The following is a 14,267-nucleotide window of genomic DNA, read 5'->3' on the forward strand; positions in this document are numbered from 1 at the left end:
ATTCTACGGATTTACTTCCCTATGTCAAGCATTTACTTCAAAAAAACCTTTTTCCTTCAAACGTTTAGCGCTTGCCCATGACCCGCAGCTTAGGCGCGGCGGGGCTTTCAGGCCGATTATCGTGGTGGGCTGTGAGCCATGGGGCTGCATGCGCTACTATCTGTATGAATTTACAGTACTGACGGTCGTCCATGTCTTTGCGAAAGATCATTCATATCGACTGCGATTGCTTCTACGCCGCCATCGAGATGCGTGACGACCCGCGTCTGGCGGGGCGGCCCATGGCTGTCGGCGGTTCGCCCGACCACCGTGGGGTGATCGCCACGTGCAACTATGAGGCCCGCGCCTACGGTGTGCGCTCGGCAATGTCATCGCGCCATGCGCTCAAGCTCTGCCCTGATCTGCTCATCGTCAAGCCGCGCTTCGAGGCCTACCGCGAAGCCTCGCGTGAGATCCACGCGATTTTCCGTGACTACACCGAGCTGATCGAACCTTTGTCGCTGGACGAAGCGTACCTGGATGTCAGTGACAGCCAGTGGTTCGCCGGCAGCGCTACGCGCATCGCCGAAGACATTCGTCGGCGCGTTGCCCGCACTTTGCATATCACGGTGTCGGCCGGCGTAGCGCCCAACAAGTTCCTGGCCAAGGTCGCCAGCGACTGGCGCAAGCCCAATGGGCTTTTCGTGATAACGCCGGACCAGGTCGAGGCGTTTGTCGCAGCCTTGCCCGTCGCCAGGCTGCACGGCGTGGGCAAGGTGACGGCAGACAAGCTCACGCGGCTGGGGATCGACACCTGCCTGGACCTGCGGGCATGGTCTCGGCTGGCGCTGGTGCGCGAGTTCGGCAGTTTTGGCGAGCGGCTATGGGGGCTGGCGCGGGGCATCGACGATCGGGCTGTGCACAATGACAGCCGGCGGCAGTCGGTCAGCGTGGAAAACACCTACGACACGGATCTGCCGGACCTGGCCAGTTGCCTGGAGCGTTTGCCGGAGCTTCTCGACAGCCTCAACCAGCGGATTGCGCGCATGGACGACAGCTACCGCCCGGAAAAACCCTTCGTCAAGGTGAAGTTCCATGATTTCAGCCAGACCACGTTGGAGCAGGCGGGGGCAGGGCGGGACTTGGAGAGTTATCGGCAGCTGATGCGCCAGGCCTTCGCCCGGGGTGGCAAACCGGTACGATTGTTGGGGGTAGGGGTGAGGCTGCGGGATTTGCGCGGTGCGCACGAGCAGCTGGAGTTGTTCTCGGATAAATGAAAAGGGCTGCCTGAGGCAGCCCTTTCATTCATTGCACGCCCGGATCGGCCACCAACCGACCCGTGGCCTTGGTCAGTGTCTGCAAAAACTCCTGTTGCAGCTCGGGGTCGTTGCGGGTCAGCTCGACCAGGCTCTGCTCCATCTCGCTGGCTTCCTCTTCCAGGCCCAGCTCCGACAGGCGCTTGACACGGTGCACCCACTGGCCGACATCGTCGTCTTCGAGATCGTCGAAGATCAGCTCGTGGGCTTCTTGCAGCTTGTTGCGCAAGGTGGCGCTTACCAGCAGGCTGGCATCGCCGCGCACCGCGTTGTCCTCATCGACCACCTGCAAGTGCAGGGTGCCGACGTGGTTGAGGTGCTGCTCCGAGAACGGGCTGTCCAACAGGTTCAGGCGCAGGATGCCGTTCCTGTCGGTGGTCAGTTCGTGGGACAGCTTGCCGGCCTTCACTTCGACCAGGCGTTCGCTCCACGGCAGGCTGGTGTATTCCTCGCGCTTGTCCTTCTGCACTTCGCTGATGCCGGCCAGGTTCTGCTGGGCGCGACCATTGGACTGCACGTTCATGAACGGGTTGAGCCCGGCCACGCCATAGCTGAACCAGTCGTGAGTCACGCTCTCGGGCAGGTTACCCAAGGCGAAGACATTGACCACGTTAGCGCCGACGCCGGCCACCACGGCAACTGCACCCAGCGGAATCTCGTAGATCTCCCGCCAGGGCTGGTATGGCGTATAGCGATCGTAGCGACGGGTGACTTCGAACTCGGTGACTTCGAAGCGCTTCTGTTCATGGATGCGCACACGTCGTTGCGGAAGCTCCATCACCTTCGGCTCGCCGACATCGATCTGCAGGGTGTGTTCGAGCAGTTTGCGCTCGACGCGCTCTTCATGCTCGCTGCGCTGGGACATCTGGTTGGCGCAGCCGCTGACGAGCAGGGTGCCGCACAGTGCGGCACCCCCCAGGGTAAAGGTACTTCGCTTGGACATGATCACTCGTGCTTTGGTTATCAGCGGCGAACGCGGGCCTGCAGGAAGCTCAGCACTTCATTGAGCGGCAGCGGTTGGGCGTCCTGCTCGGTGCGGTGCTTGTATTCAAGGTTGCCATCGGCCAGACCGCGGTCGCTGACGACGATACGGTGCGGGATGCCGATCAGCTCCATGTCGGCAAACTTGATGCCTGGGCTGGTTTTCTTGTCGCGGTCGTCCAGCAGGACTTCGAAGCCGGCGGCAGTCAGTTCGGCATACAGCTTGTCGGTTGCTTCGCGCACGATTTCGGTTTCGTAACGCAGCGGCACCAGGGCGATCTGGAACGGTGCCAGGGCGTCGTTCCAGATGATGCCTTTGTCGTCATAGCTCTGCTCGATGGCAGCGGCGACCACGCGGGACACGCCGATACCGTAGCAGCCCATGGCCAGGGTCACCGGCTTGCCGTTCTCGCCCAGTACCTGGCACTTGAGCGCCTCGCTGTACTTGGTGCCGAGCTGGAAGATGTGGCCGACCTCGATGCCGCGCTTGATCACCAGGGTGCCCTGGCCGTCCGGGCTCGGGTCGCCTTCGACGACGTTACGCAGGTCGGCGACCTGAGGTACTGGCAGGTCACGCTCCCAGTTGACGCCGAAATAGTGCTTGTCGTCGATGTTGGCGCCAATGCCGAAGTCGCTCATCAGGGCGACCGAACGGTCGATCACGCATTCCAGCGGCAGGTTCAGCGGGCCGAGCGAACCTGCGCCGGCACCGATGGCTTCGCGCAATTCGGCGTCGGTGGCCATGACCACTGGGTCGGCGACCTGTTCCAGCTTGGCTGCCTTGATTTCATTGAGCTCGTGGTCGCCACGGACCACCAGGGCTACCAGCTTGCCTTCCTCGGCGCCGCGCACGATCAGGGTCTTGACGGTCTTTTCGATCGGCAGGCCGAAGTTCTCGACCAATTGGGCGATGGTCTTGGCATCCGGGGTGTCGACCAGGCGCAGCTCTTCGGTAGGCGCCGAGCGCACGGTTTCGCGCGGGATGGCTTCGGCCTTCTCGATGTTTGCAGCGTAGTCGGAGCTGTCGCTGAAGATCACGTCGTCTTCGCCCGAATCGGCCAGTACGTGGAATTCATGCGAGTAGCTGCCACCGATGGAGCCGGTGTCGGCCTGCACTGGGCGGAAATCCAGGCCCAGGCGGGTGAAGACGTTGGAGTACGCCTGGTGCATGCGGTCGTAGGTTTCCTGCAGGGAAGCCTGGTCGGCATGGAAGGAGTAGGCGTCCTTCATGATGAATTCGCGACCACGCATCAGGCCGAAGCGCGGACGGATCTCGTCACGGAATTTGGTCTGGATCTGGTACATGTTGAGCGGCAGCTGTTTATAGCTGGACAGCTCGTTGCGGGCCAGGTCAGTGATGACTTCTTCGTGGGTCGGGCCGACGCAGAAATCACGGTTGTGGCGGTCTTTCAGGCGCAGCAGCTCGGGGCCGTACTGCTCCCAGCGGCCGGATTCCTGCCACAGTTCGGCAGGCTGAATGCTCGGCATCAGCACTTCCAGGGCGCCGGCGGCGTTCATTTCCTCGCGCACCACGGCTTCGACCTTGCGCATGACTCGCAGGCCCATCGGCAGCCAGGTGTACAGGCCGGAGGCCAGTTTGCGGATCATGCCGGCACGCAGCATGAGCTGATGGCTGATGACCACTGCGTCGGCAGGGGTTTCTTTCTGGGTGGCGAGCAGATATTGACTGGTGCGCATGGTTAGCCGTGTCGATTGCCTAAGACATTGAAATGACCCCGCATTGTACGGGGGCGAAACGAAGGCGTACAGAATGCCCCAGGCGGGGGCAGTTGTCAGCCAAGAAAAAGCCCGGCGGGTTCGCCGGGCTTTTTCAGGTGCGGGGCACGCTATAAGCCAGGCTTACAGGATGCTCAGCGGGTACTCGACGATCAGGCGCAGTTCGTCCAGCGATGGGGAGCCGTAGTAGACGCCATCGGAAGAACGGTAGGTGGCTTGACGTACGCGGAAGCTCAGGTCCTTGGCAGGGCCTTCTTGCAGCACGTACTTGACGTCGATGTCGCGTTCCCATTCCTTGCCGTTGCTGGTGCCAGTGACGTTGGCATCGGTACCGCGCACGTAACGGGTCATGAAGGTCAGGCCTGGTACGCCGAACTCGGCGAAGTTCAGGTCGTAGCGTGCTTGCCAGGATTTTTCGTCTTCGGCGTTGAAGTCGGAGCGAGCAACGGAGTTGGCCAGGAAAATGGTGCCGCCGCCGTCCACGCCGTAACCGTAGTCGCCGTCGCCGGAGACTTTCTGGTACGCCAGGGTGAAGGTGTGGGCGCCGATGTTGTAGGCGCCCGAGAAGCTGACGGCGGTGTTGTCGAGCTTGTCGCCATCGAACGCGGTGTACAGCGCGGCGCCATCGCTCTTGGTGTCATAGATGTTGAAGTCGAACACCAGGCCTTGCTTGTCGGAAATCGGCAGTGCCCAGTTGATGTTGCCGTAGTACTTGCGCCAGTAGTCTTCGACCTTGGAGTAGTAAAGGCTGGTGCTGAGGTTGTCGGTGAAGGCGTAGGTGCCACCGACAACATCGGCTTGGGTCAGGTGCAGACTGTCGTGGTCGGTTTCAGACTGGGCGTTCAGGGCGGTGAAATGACCAGCGTGCAGGGTCAGGCCCTTGATTTCGTTGCTGGTGATCAGGGCGCCTTCGACGGTTTCCGGCAGCAGTCGGCTGTCGTCGGTGGCCAGGACTGGCAGGGCAGTGAACTGGGTACCATACTTCAGCACGGTATCGGAGAAGCGCAGTTTTACCGCGCCGCCGCCTTCGGAGAACTCATCTTGAGCACTGCCGTCGGAGTCTGTCGGGAACTGGCCGGTGGAGTGGCGGCCTTTGCCGCTGTCCAGTTTGATGCCGAGCATGCCGATGGCATCTACACCGACGCCGACTACGCCTTGGGTGAAGCCCGACTCATAAGTACCCAGGAAGCCCAGGCCGGTTTCCTCGACGCGGCTCTGGCTGCCGGCCGGGTTGTTACGGAAGTCGCGGCTGAAGTACAGCATGCGAGTCTTGACGCTCAGCTGGCTGTCTTCGATGAATCCCTTGGACTCGTCCTGGGAAGAGGCCAGGGCCAATTGCGAGGTCCCTGCCGAAACGGCCAGGGCGATCATGCTCCACTTCATCACGCGCATCGTGACTTGCTCCTTTGGTTTTTAGGAAGAGTACTGCTGCGCCCAAGTCTTTTAGTTATATGGGGCAGCTCTTTCTTGTTATGTCGGCGGAAATGTATAGCACGCAGACTGTTGTTGGCGATATGGGCATTTAGATCCTTTCGGGAACTTTATGGTCATGTCGCTTTTAGGTATCTCCATGTCGCAAATCACGCTCCGGTTTCTCGGGCGTGCAACCCCAGCGCTGTTCCTGTCGCCGTTGTGCAATCGCTAAGTGTCGATTGCGGCTAGGGAAACTCTCTGGTGTGTCCAATGCAGCTGTTGTTATTTGTCGCGTACACCGCTTCATGCAGGTGTCGTGCCGACTTGGCGTGAAGAGAATGCAACAACTGTGCTCAAAATTAACAACGCTTCATGAAATTTTCACAAGCGTCACGGCGGTAGCGCGGAAAACGCCGTAAACACGGGTTATCTCTTGTCTGATGGTGTGCCAAAACAAATAGGACAGGAAAACTGAAAAGCTGTCATAAAAGTCAATGTGTTACCGGGAACTGTTGAAGTTCTGTGGGGGGAGTGAGTAGAAGCGTATTAGCGAGCACGTTTGCGGCCTCATTTTGGTGCGAAAAGTAGCGCTGTGTTACCGCCGATGGGCAGCCGTCAGTCTTTGATGAACTGAAAGCGTGCAGCCATGTATCCTTGCGCCCAAGTTCCCGCGGTCGCGGGCTGTTTCGCTTGATGGAGGTTTACCGTGTTTGTGATGGATTCGCGTCTGCAGCAAGATTCCTACGTGCTTGGCGATTTTCCGCTGTGCCGTCTGCTGGTTAGCAAAGATGCCAACTACCCCTGGTTCATTCTGGTGCCCAAGCGTGCGGGCGTGAGTGAGCTGTTCGACTTGAGCCAGGAAGATCAGGCGCAGCTCTGGAAAGAAACCACTTACCTGGCCGAGGTGCTGAAAAGCGAGTTTGCAGCAGACAAGATGAATGTTGCCACGCTAGGAAATGTGGTCAGCCAGATGCACATGCATGTGATCGTTCGCCACAAGCATGACGCTGCATGGCCGGCGCCGGTCTGGGGCAAGGTGCCCGCTGTCGAGTATGGGCCGGGGCAGGTCGAGGCTATCCGGCTGCGCTTGCGCGATTTGCTCAAATCCGGTTACGAGGAGGCCTGACATGCCGTTGGAATCGCGCGTCATCGAGCTGGAAACCCGGCTGGCGTTCCAGGATGACACCATTCAGGCACTGAATGATGTGGTGGTCGCACAGGGGCAGGTGATCGAGCGCCTGCAACTGCAAATGGCCGAGCTGATCAAGCGCTACGAAGAAATGGTCGGTCATTACGGCAATGAAGGCGAAGAGGCGCCGCCGCCGCACTACTAGATAGAAGGGATCCAGCCCTGGGAGCCCCCAGGGCTGGCAGTGGTCAGCGGCGATGTACCGCAACCACGTCCTCGGCCTGCAGGCCTTTGTCACGGTGCATCACCGAAAACTCCACACGCTGGCCTTCGACCAGAATGCGATGGCCTTCGCCGCGAATGGCGCGAAAGTGAACGAAGATATCGTCCCCTGAATCGCGCGAGATGAAACCAAAGCCCTTGGAAGTGTTGAACCACTTCACGGTGCCGGTATCGCGCTTGCCGGCGTCCACTGGGGTGGCTTGGCTGGTGCGCGATTTACGGCCGCTACGGGCGAAGCCGACCGCCAGGTGCAGGGCGACCGCCAGGGTTGCGCAGACCAGCGCGGCCAGGTTGCCCATTTCCGGGCGCGCAAGCAGGGTCAAGGTTTGCAGAACCACCGCCACGACCAGCAGGGCGCAGGCCAGGTGTTGCAGTTGTTGACGTGCGCCACGGTAATAAAGTGGCACGACCGGGGCCAGCAGCAGGTTGAGCAGGCCGAGCAGGCCCAGGTAGACCGCATCGGGTTGCTGCAGGAAGGGTGTTGCATCGGTTTTCAGGCTGGGCATGAGCGAGAGCAGCAAAGCCGCAACGCCCGTCACCAGGTGGACGATCTTGAACATGGGTTGGCTCACAGTTGATAAGGCCGATCACAGGAAGAGCTGGCGGCACGGTGCGCATGAGGTGTAGAGCGCGAACACGCAGCACGCCAGCCTATGCACCCGGCAATAACAGTCCGCACGGGTGGCACCTTGCCTATTTAACAGCAAAGGCTGGGCCTTCTCAAACGCACGAGGCGGATGGCGGTGGTTTGCCCTGGGTCATGGGCGGGTTGGTCAAAGTGTTGATACAGTGTTTCAGGCCCGCTTGATCATCAAGCCAAATGGAAAGGGGAACTTCATGGCAATCGATATCGGTATCAGTGAAGAAGATCGCAAGTCCATCGTCGAAGGGCTTTCCCGCCTGTTGTCGGATACCTACGTGCTGTATCTGAAAACCCACAACTTCCACTGGAACGTCACGGGTCCGTCGTTCCGTACCCTGCACCTGATGTTCGAGGAGCAATACAACGAGCTGGCGCTGGCGGTCGACTCGATCGCCGAGCGGATTCGTGCGTTGGGCTTTCCGGCACCTGGGTCTTATGCCTTCTATGCCCGTCATTCCTCGATCAAGGAGGAGGAGGGGGTGCCGGCTGCGAACGAGATGATTCGCCAGCTGGTACAGGGACAGGAAGCCGTGGTGCGCACCGCGCGCAGTATTTTCCCCGTGGTGGACAAGGTCAGTGACGAACCTACTGCCGACCTGCTGACCCAGCGCATGCAAGTGCACGAGAAGACGGCCTGGATGCTGCGGGTGCTGCTCGACGGCGAATAATCGAAAATTGTTGCAGGCGCTGTCCTAAAGTCCGGTCGATTACTCCTCGGCCGGGCTTTTTCGTTTGTGCAGGAAGGCTTTGCCGCTGCTTTGTGTTCGTTCGTGCGCGCTTGATTTAGCCCCAGGGCCCTGCGCGGGTTGCGCAGGGATTTCGGTGGTAGCCAGTTAGTGGGGCGCGTGATGCAAGCGAATAAGCGGCGGGAAAGCCAGGGGCGATGGCCAGGCAAGCAGTGCATCGATCCGTTCAAGGCGGATTTCGACATGTTGCAGGTTCAGCCAGTATCACGTTCGGTCCGGCTCAACGGTTTTTCTACGTGTTTGCGCCTGGAATCGATCTATTGGATGATTCTCCACCGTATCGCCGAGGCCAATGACTGCTCGGTCAGCGCCGTATTGTCGTACGTGGACCGCGAGGTGCACCTGCGCCAGGGCGGAGTGCGTAACTTCAGCGGGCTCATCCGGGTGATCTGCGTCGCCTGGTTGCTCGACCCGCCGAGTGTACGCTGATCGCCGGGCGGGCTGCGCAGTGCTTGTTAACCATATATAATCTCGCTTTTTGCTGCCCAGGCAGCCCGCGTAGTGGTTGACGAGAGACGTCCATGCCCCTTTATGACTATCAATGTGCTTCCTGCAATCACCAGATGGAGGTGCTGCAGAAGATCAGCGCCGCGCCGCTGACCGATTGCCCGGCCTGTGAAGCGCCGGCATTGAAGAAGCTGCTGTCGGTCCCTGGCTTTCGCCTGAGCGGTAGCGGCTGGTACGAAACCGACTTCAAGACCGGGGCAAAAAAGAATCTGGCAGGCGGCGACAAGGCCGACTGAGTTGAATGCAGTAGCTGGGTCTTGCAGTATTAACCCTCTGGGCAAGGCCTCCACCGAATACACGAATCACGAGAAGCGAAACCACCATCATGATGCGCAGCCATTATTGCGGCCAACTGAACGAGAGCCTGGACGGCCAGGAAGTCACCCTTTGCGGCTGGGTCCATCGTCGCCGCGACCACGGCGGGGTGATCTTCCTCGACATCCGTGACCGCGAAGGCATGGCCCAGGTCGTGTTCGACCCGGACCGCGCCGACACCTTCGCCGCCGCCGACCGCGTGCGCAGCGAATACGTCGTGCAGATCACCGGCAAGGTGCGCAAGCGCCCTGAAGGTGCGGTGAATGCCAACATGGCCTCCGGTGCCATCGAGATCCTCGGCTATCAGCTGACCGTGCTCAACGAAGCTGAAACCCCGCCGTTCCCGCTGAACGAATACTCCGACGTCGGCGAGGAAACCCGCCTGCGCTACCGCTTCATCGACCTGCGTCGTCCGGAAATGGCCGACAAGCTGCGCCTGCGTTCGCGCATCACCAGCAGCATCCGTCGCTACCTGGACGAAAACGGCTTCCTTGACGTCGAAACGCCGATCCTGACCCGTGCTACTCCGGAAGGCGCGCGCGACTACCTGGTACCGAGCCGTACCCACGCGGGCAGCTTCTTCGCCCTGCCGCAGTCGCCGCAGCTGTTCAAACAGCTGCTGATGGTCGCTGGCTTCGATCGCTACTACCAGATCGCCAAGTGCTTCCGTGACGAAGACCTGCGTGCCGATCGCCAGCCGGAATTCACCCAGATCGACATCGAGACCAGCTTCCTCGATGAGTCCGAGATCATGGGCCTGACCGAAAACATGATCCGCAAGCTGTTCAAGGAAGTGCTGGACCTGGAGTTCGGCGAATTCCCGCACATGACCTTCGAAGAAGCCATGCGCCGCTACGGTTCCGACAAGCCTGACCTGCGTATCCCGCTGGAACTGGTCGACGTCGCCGACCAGCTGAAGGATGTCGACTTCAAGGTATTCGCAGGTCCCGCCAACGATCCGAAGTGCCGCGTGACCGCCCTGCGCCTGCCAGGCGGCGCCAGCATGCCGCGCAGCAAGATCGACGAGTACACCAAGTTCGTCGGCATCTACGGTGCCAAGGGCCTGGCCTACATCAAGGTCAACGAGCGCGCCAAGGGTGTCGAAGGCCTGCAGTCGCCGATCGTCAAGAACATCCCTGAGGCCAACCTCAACAACATCCTCGACCGCGTTGGCGCTGTAGACGGCGACATCGTGTTCTTCGGTGCCGACAAGTTCAAAGTGGTCAGCGAAGCCCTGGGCGCCCTGCGTATCCGCCTGGGCCACGACTTCGAGCTGCTGACCTGCGAGTGGGCACCGATGTGGGTCGTCGACTTCCCGATGTTCGAAGAGAACGAAGACGGCAGCTTCACTGCATTGCACCACCCGTTCACCGCGCCGAAGTGCACCCCGGAAGAGCTCGAGGCCAACCCGGCCACGGCCCTGTCCCGTGCCTACGACATGGTCCTGAACGGCACCGAGCTGGGTGGCGGTTCGATCCGTATCCACCGTAAAGAGATGCAACAGGCGGTGTTCCGTCTGCTGGGTATCGAAGCGGCAGAACAGGAAGAGAAGTTCGGCTTCCTGCTCGATGCCCTGAAGTTCGGTGCACCACCTCACGGTGGCCTGGCCTTCGGTCTGGACCGCCTGGTGATGCTGATGACCGGCGCCCAGTCGATCCGTGAAGTGATCGCCTTCCCGAAAACCCAGAGCGCCGCGTGCGTCATGACCCAGGCCCCTGGCATGGTCGACGCCAAGGCCCTGCGCGAGCTGCACATCCGTCTGCGCGAACAGACCAAGGTCGAGTAAGCGGACCCCGGGCGCATCCACATGGATGCGCCTTTGCGTTACGGCGCAGGAATTTGTCGTTGCGCCCCGTTCGGGGCGTAATTGTTTGTGTTTCAAGGATTTGGAGTTGTTATGGCTGGTCATTCCAAGTGGGCGAACATCAAGCACCGCAAAGAGCGCCAGGATGCCAAGAGAGGCAAGATCTTCACCAAGTGGATCCGTGAGCTGACGGTCGCGGCCAAGCAGGGTGGCGCCGATCCGGCCTCCAACCCGCGCCTGCGCCTGGCGCTGGACAAGGCCCTGGGTGCCAACATGAGCCGCGATATCATCGATCGCGCCGTGGCCCGTGGTGCCGGCACCAATGAGAGCGACAACGTCGAAGAGCTCAGCTACGAGGGTTACGGTCCGGGCGGCGTGGCGATCATGGTCGAGGCCATGACCGACAACCGCAACCGGACTGCGGCTGCCGTGCGCCATGCCTTCACCAAGTGTGGCGGCAACCTCGGTACCGATGGCTCGGTGGCTTACCTGTTCGAGCGCAAGGGGCAGATCAGCTTCGCGCCGGGTATCGACGAAGATGCGTTGATGGAAGCGGCGATGGAAGCCGATGCCGACGACGTGGTGGTTAATGATGACGGTTCGTTCGAGGTGTTCACTTCGTTCAACAGCTTCTATGCCGTGCGCAATGCGCTGGAGGAAGCGGGCTTCAAGGCGGCTGACGCGGAAATCGTCATGCAGCCGACCACCAGCGCGGAGCTGGATCAGGAGGGTGCCGAGAAGGTGCTCAAGCTGATCGACATGCTCGAAGACCTGGATGACGTACAGAACGTCTACTCCAATGCGCAGATTTCCGACGAGATCATGGAAAAACTCGGCTAAGGTGTCGCCTGTAAGGCCGTAATTGGGGCTGCTGTGCAGCCCATCGCTGGCAAGCCAGCTCCCACAGAGACCGCGCAGTTTTCAATAGCTGCGCACTACTTGTGGGAGCCGGCTTGCCGGCGATGGGTCGCGCAGCGGCCCCAATGGCCTTGAGTCGAGCTCAGGCTTTAAAGCATCTCTCTACACGACAGGCGTTATGACTCTGATTCTTGGTATCGACCCCGGCTCGCGCATCACCGGTTATGGCGTAGTGCGCCAGAATGCCCGCGGTTGCGAGTACGTGGCGTCGGGTTGTATCCGCACCGGTAGCGGCGAACTGCACGAGCGTTTGCTGATCGTCTTTCGCGGTGTCAGCGAAATTATCCGCACCCATGAGCCCGTGACCATGGGCATCGAGCGCGTGTTCATGGCGCGCAACGCCGATTCCGCGCTCAAGCTCGGCCAGGCACGTGGCGCAGCGATCGTCGCAGCCGCCGAAGCGGGGCTGGAAATCGCCGAATACAGTGCCAGCCAGGTCAAGCAGGCTGTCGCCGGCACCGGCGGCGCCAACAAGGAACAGGTGATGCTGATGGTCATGCACCTGCTCAAGCTCACCCAGAAGCCGCAGATCGACGCCTCCGATGCCCTGGCCATCGCCCTGTGCCATGCCCATACCCGCTCCAGCCTGGTGCCCCACGGTCTGGCCACGGCACGCCGGCGTGGCGGGCGCTTGCGTCTGTAGCGCGCTTCATGCGCTGATACATTTTTTGTCCGGGTGAAACGTTCACCCGTTGCATTTGCTGATAGGGTTGACCGGTCTTTGACCGGCCCCGAGAGGAAGGATCGGAACGTGATTGGACGTTTGCGCGGCACCCTGGCGGAAAAGCAGCCACCGCACCTGGTTATCGATGTCAACGGTGTGGGCTATGAGCTCGAAGTGCCCATGACCACCCTTTATCGCTTGCCCAAGGTGGGCGAAAGCGTGACCGTGCATACCCACTTGGTGGTGCGCGAAGATGCCCACCTGTTGTACGGCTTCCATGAAAAGCGCGAGCGTGAGCTGTTCCGTGAGCTCATTCGGCTCAACGGGGTGGGCCCGAAGCTGGCGCTGGCGCTGATGTCGGGCCTTGAGGCAGACGAGTTGGTGCGCTGCGTGCAAGCCCAGGACACCTCGGCGCTGGTGCGCGTACCCGGTGTCGGCAAGAAGACTGCCGAGCGCTTGCTGGTCGAGCTCAAGGACCGCTTCAAGGCCTGGGAAACGTCCCCGGCCATGTTCACCCTGGTGTCCGACGGCCCGGTGCCGGTCAGCAGTGCCTCCACGGCCGAGGCTGACGCTGTCAGTGCCCTGGTTTCCCTGGGCTACAAGCCACAGGAAGCGAGCAAGGCGGTGTCCGCCATCAAGGACAAGGCCGGCCTGAGCAGCGAAGACCTGATCCGCCGCAGCCTTAAAGGGATGATTACCAAGTGATCGAAGCCGACCGCCTGATCGCCGCCAGTGGCCGCGACCGTGAAGAAGTCCAGGACCGTGCGATCCGCCCGTTGCGCCTGGACGAGTACATCGGCCAGCCGGTGGTGCGCGAGCAGATGGCACTGTTCATCCAGGCCGCGCGCGGTCGCAACGAGTCGCTCGACCACACCCTGATCTTCGGCCCGCCCGGGTTGGGCAAGACCACCCTGGCCAACATCATCGCCCAGGAAATGGGCGTGTCGGTCAAGAGTACGTCCGGGCCGATCCTGGAGCGCCCGGGCGACCTGGCGGCCATGCTGACCAACCTCGAACCCCACGATGTGCTGTTCATCGACGAGATCCACCGGCTCTCGCCGGTGGTGGAGGAGGTGCTGTACCCGGCCATGGAGGACTTCCAGCTCGACATCATGATCGGCGAGGGCCCGGCGGCGCGCTCGATCAAGCTGGACCTGCCACCTTTCACCCTGGTCGGCGCCACCACCCGTGCCGGCATGCTCACCAACCCGTTGCGCGACCGCTTCGGTATCGTCCAGCGCCTGGAGTTCTACAGCGACAAGGACCTGGCGACCATCGTCAGCCGCTCGGCCGGCATTCTCGGCCTGACCATCGAGGACCAGGGCGCCTACGAGATCGCTCGCCGCGCCCGTGGCACACCGCGTATCGCCAACCGCCTGCTGCGCCGTGTGCGTGACTACGCCGAGGTGCGCGGCAAAGGGCAGATCACCAAGGCCGTGGCCGACCTGGCGCTGAACCTGCTGGATGTCGACGAGCGCGGTTTCGATCATTCCGACCGGCGCCTGCTGCTGACCATGATCGAGAAGTTCGACGGTGGCCCGGTGGGGGTGGACAACCTGGCGGCGGCGATCAGCGAGGAACGTCACACCATCGAGGACGTGCTCGAACCCTACCTGATCCAGCAAGGCTATATCATGCGCACGCCACGTGGCCGTGTGGTCACCCGGCATGCCTACCTGCACTTTGGTCTGAATGTTCCCGGGCGCCTGGGCGAGGGGGGAGATTTTTCCGAAGCAGGCGATGAATGACAGATCGAAACCGGCTTTTCGTGGTCCTACCGCTGGCATGCCCTGGGTGCGCTGGCAATTCGACATTAATGAGCAAAAAACAGTT

At 61.1% G+C, this 14,267-nt stretch carries 16 protein-coding genes; 12 read left to right on the plus strand and 4 right to left on the minus strand.

Annotation, left to right across the window (positions count from 1 at the left end):
- Both ACIPZB_RS05575 and dinB read left to right on the plus strand, forming a co-directional pair.
- Positions 1–256, plus strand: a 256-nt coding sequence (locus ACIPZB_RS05575) for a hypothetical protein (RefSeq protein ID WP_400639299.1), incomplete at its 5' end; no start/stop codon positions are given.
- Positions 198–1,256, plus strand: a complete 1,059-nt coding sequence (dinB, locus tag ACIPZB_RS05580; protein ID WP_162130456.1) for a DNA polymerase IV — start codon at positions 198–200, stop codon at positions 1,254–1,256. The genes ACIPZB_RS05575 and dinB, both read left to right, overlap by 59 nt.
- 28 nt (positions 1,257–1,284) lie before the next feature.
- Here the strand turns inward: dinB and ACIPZB_RS05585 are convergent, their stop codons facing one another.
- From ACIPZB_RS05585 to ACIPZB_RS05595, 3 genes are all read right to left on the minus strand, one after another.
- On the minus strand, positions 1,285–2,238 hold the full coding sequence (locus ACIPZB_RS05585) for a hypothetical protein (protein WP_400639300.1): 954 nt from the start codon (positions 2,236–2,238) through the stop codon (positions 1,285–1,287).
- A 20-nt stretch (positions 2,239–2,258) separates the two neighbouring features.
- Entirely contained in the window at positions 2,259–3,974 is a 1,716-nt protein-coding gene (locus ACIPZB_RS05590; protein WP_008090191.1) for a proline--tRNA ligase, read from the minus strand.
- Positions 3,975–4,136: 162 nt separating this feature from the next.
- Positions 4,137–5,405 (minus strand): OprD family porin, encoded by a 1,269-nt coding sequence (locus ACIPZB_RS05595; RefSeq protein ID WP_400639301.1) that lies wholly within the window; start codon positions 5,403–5,405, stop codon positions 4,137–4,139.
- A gap of 727 nt (positions 5,406–6,132) precedes the next feature.
- Here ACIPZB_RS05595 and ACIPZB_RS05600 point away from each other — a divergent pair.
- On the plus strand, positions 6,133–6,552 hold the full coding sequence (locus ACIPZB_RS05600) for an HIT family protein (protein ID WP_400639303.1): 420 nt from the start codon (positions 6,133–6,135) through the stop codon (positions 6,550–6,552).
- A gap of 1 nt (position 6,553) precedes the next feature.
- Positions 6,554–6,760: a SlyX family protein gene (locus ACIPZB_RS05605; RefSeq protein ID WP_400639304.1), complete on the plus strand. Its 207-nt coding sequence runs from the start codon at positions 6,554–6,556 to the stop codon at positions 6,758–6,760.
- Between the two features lie 43 nt (positions 6,761–6,803).
- Here the strand turns inward: ACIPZB_RS05605 and ACIPZB_RS05610 are convergent, their stop codons facing one another.
- On the minus strand, positions 6,804–7,397 hold the full coding sequence (locus ACIPZB_RS05610; RefSeq protein WP_400639305.1) for a cold shock domain-containing protein membrane protein: 594 nt from the start codon (positions 7,395–7,397) through the stop codon (positions 6,804–6,806).
- A 277-nt stretch (positions 7,398–7,674) separates the two neighbouring features.
- Between ACIPZB_RS05610 and ACIPZB_RS05615 the strand changes: the two genes are divergently transcribed.
- The 8 genes from ACIPZB_RS05615 to ruvB all read left to right on the plus strand — a co-directional run bounded on the left by ACIPZB_RS05615 (position 7,675) and on the right by ruvB (position 14,182).
- A complete protein-coding gene (locus ACIPZB_RS05615) occupies positions 7,675–8,148 on the plus strand; it encodes a Dps family protein (protein WP_400639306.1) in 474 nt (157 codons plus the stop codon).
- A gap of 177 nt (positions 8,149–8,325) precedes the next feature.
- The gene (locus ACIPZB_RS05620; protein ID WP_400639307.1) at positions 8,326–8,655 is read left to right on the plus strand and encodes a ribbon-helix-helix domain-containing protein; all 330 of its coding nucleotides are present in this window, start codon (positions 8,326–8,328) and stop codon (positions 8,653–8,655) included.
- Positions 8,656–8,747: 92 nt separating this feature from the next.
- On the plus strand, positions 8,748–8,969 hold the full coding sequence (locus tag ACIPZB_RS05625) for an FmdB family zinc ribbon protein (RefSeq protein WP_008090206.1): 222 nt from the start codon (positions 8,748–8,750) through the stop codon (positions 8,967–8,969).
- An 89-nt stretch (positions 8,970–9,058) separates the two neighbouring features.
- Positions 9,059–10,834: an aspartate--tRNA ligase gene (gene aspS / locus ACIPZB_RS05630; RefSeq protein WP_008090208.1), complete on the plus strand. Its 1,776-nt coding sequence runs from the start codon at positions 9,059–9,061 to the stop codon at positions 10,832–10,834.
- Between the two features lie 111 nt (positions 10,835–10,945).
- Positions 10,946–11,692 carry a YebC/PmpR family DNA-binding transcriptional regulator gene (locus ACIPZB_RS05635; protein WP_400639309.1) on the plus strand — a complete coding sequence of 249 codons (747 nt, stop codon included), beginning with the start codon at positions 10,946–10,948 and terminating at the stop codon, positions 11,690–11,692.
- A 196-nt stretch (positions 11,693–11,888) separates the two neighbouring features.
- A complete protein-coding gene (gene ruvC / locus ACIPZB_RS05640; protein ID WP_008090211.1) occupies positions 11,889–12,413 on the plus strand; it encodes a crossover junction endodeoxyribonuclease RuvC in 525 nt (174 codons plus the stop codon).
- Positions 12,414–12,521: 108 nt separating this feature from the next.
- Positions 12,522–13,139 (plus strand): Holliday junction branch migration protein RuvA, encoded by a 618-nt coding sequence (ruvA, locus tag ACIPZB_RS05645; protein WP_400639310.1) that lies wholly within the window; start codon positions 12,522–12,524, stop codon positions 13,137–13,139.
- A complete protein-coding gene (gene ruvB / locus ACIPZB_RS05650; protein WP_008090215.1) occupies positions 13,136–14,182 on the plus strand; it encodes a Holliday junction branch migration DNA helicase RuvB in 1,047 nt (348 codons plus the stop codon). The genes ruvA and ruvB overlap by 4 nt, the downstream gene beginning before the upstream one ends.
- The last annotated feature ends 85 nt before the right edge of the window (positions 14,183–14,267 follow it).

This window comes from Pseudomonas sp. NPDC089396 (assembly GCF_044749545.1).
Classification (GTDB): domain Bacteria; phylum Pseudomonadota; class Gammaproteobacteria; order Pseudomonadales; family Pseudomonadaceae; genus Aquipseudomonas.

What these genes read in the sequence shown, in the direction of transcription:
- ACIPZB_RS05610 (WP_400639305.1), bottom strand. Translation starts at nt 7,397, where the DNA reads ATGTTCAAGATCGTCCACCTGGTGACGGGCGTTGCGGCTTTGCTGCTC.
- ACIPZB_RS05605 (WP_400639304.1), top strand. Translation starts at nt 6,554, where the DNA reads ATGCCGTTGGAATCGCGCGTCATCGAGCTGGAAACCCGGCTGGCGTTC.
- ACIPZB_RS05595 (WP_400639301.1), bottom strand. Translation starts at nt 5,405, where the DNA reads ATGCGCGTGATGAAGTGGAGCATGATCGCCCTGGCCGTTTCGGCAGGG.
- ACIPZB_RS05625 (WP_008090206.1), top strand. Translation starts at nt 8,748, where the DNA reads ATGCCCCTTTATGACTATCAATGTGCTTCCTGCAATCACCAGATGGAG.
- ACIPZB_RS05615 (WP_400639306.1), top strand. Translation starts at nt 7,675, where the DNA reads ATGGCAATCGATATCGGTATCAGTGAAGAAGATCGCAAGTCCATCGTC.
- ACIPZB_RS05590 (WP_008090191.1), bottom strand. Translation starts at nt 3,974, where the DNA reads ATGCGCACCAGTCAATATCTGCTCGCCACCCAGAAAGAAACCCCTGCC.
- ACIPZB_RS05585 (WP_400639300.1), bottom strand. Translation starts at nt 2,238, where the DNA reads ATGTCCAAGCGAAGTACCTTTACCCTGGGGGGTGCCGCACTGTGCGGC.
- aspS (WP_008090208.1), top strand. Translation starts at nt 9,059, where the DNA reads ATGATGCGCAGCCATTATTGCGGCCAACTGAACGAGAGCCTGGACGGC.
- ruvC (WP_008090211.1), top strand. Translation starts at nt 11,889, where the DNA reads ATGACTCTGATTCTTGGTATCGACCCCGGCTCGCGCATCACCGGTTAT.
- ACIPZB_RS05635 (WP_400639309.1), top strand. Translation starts at nt 10,946, where the DNA reads ATGGCTGGTCATTCCAAGTGGGCGAACATCAAGCACCGCAAAGAGCGC.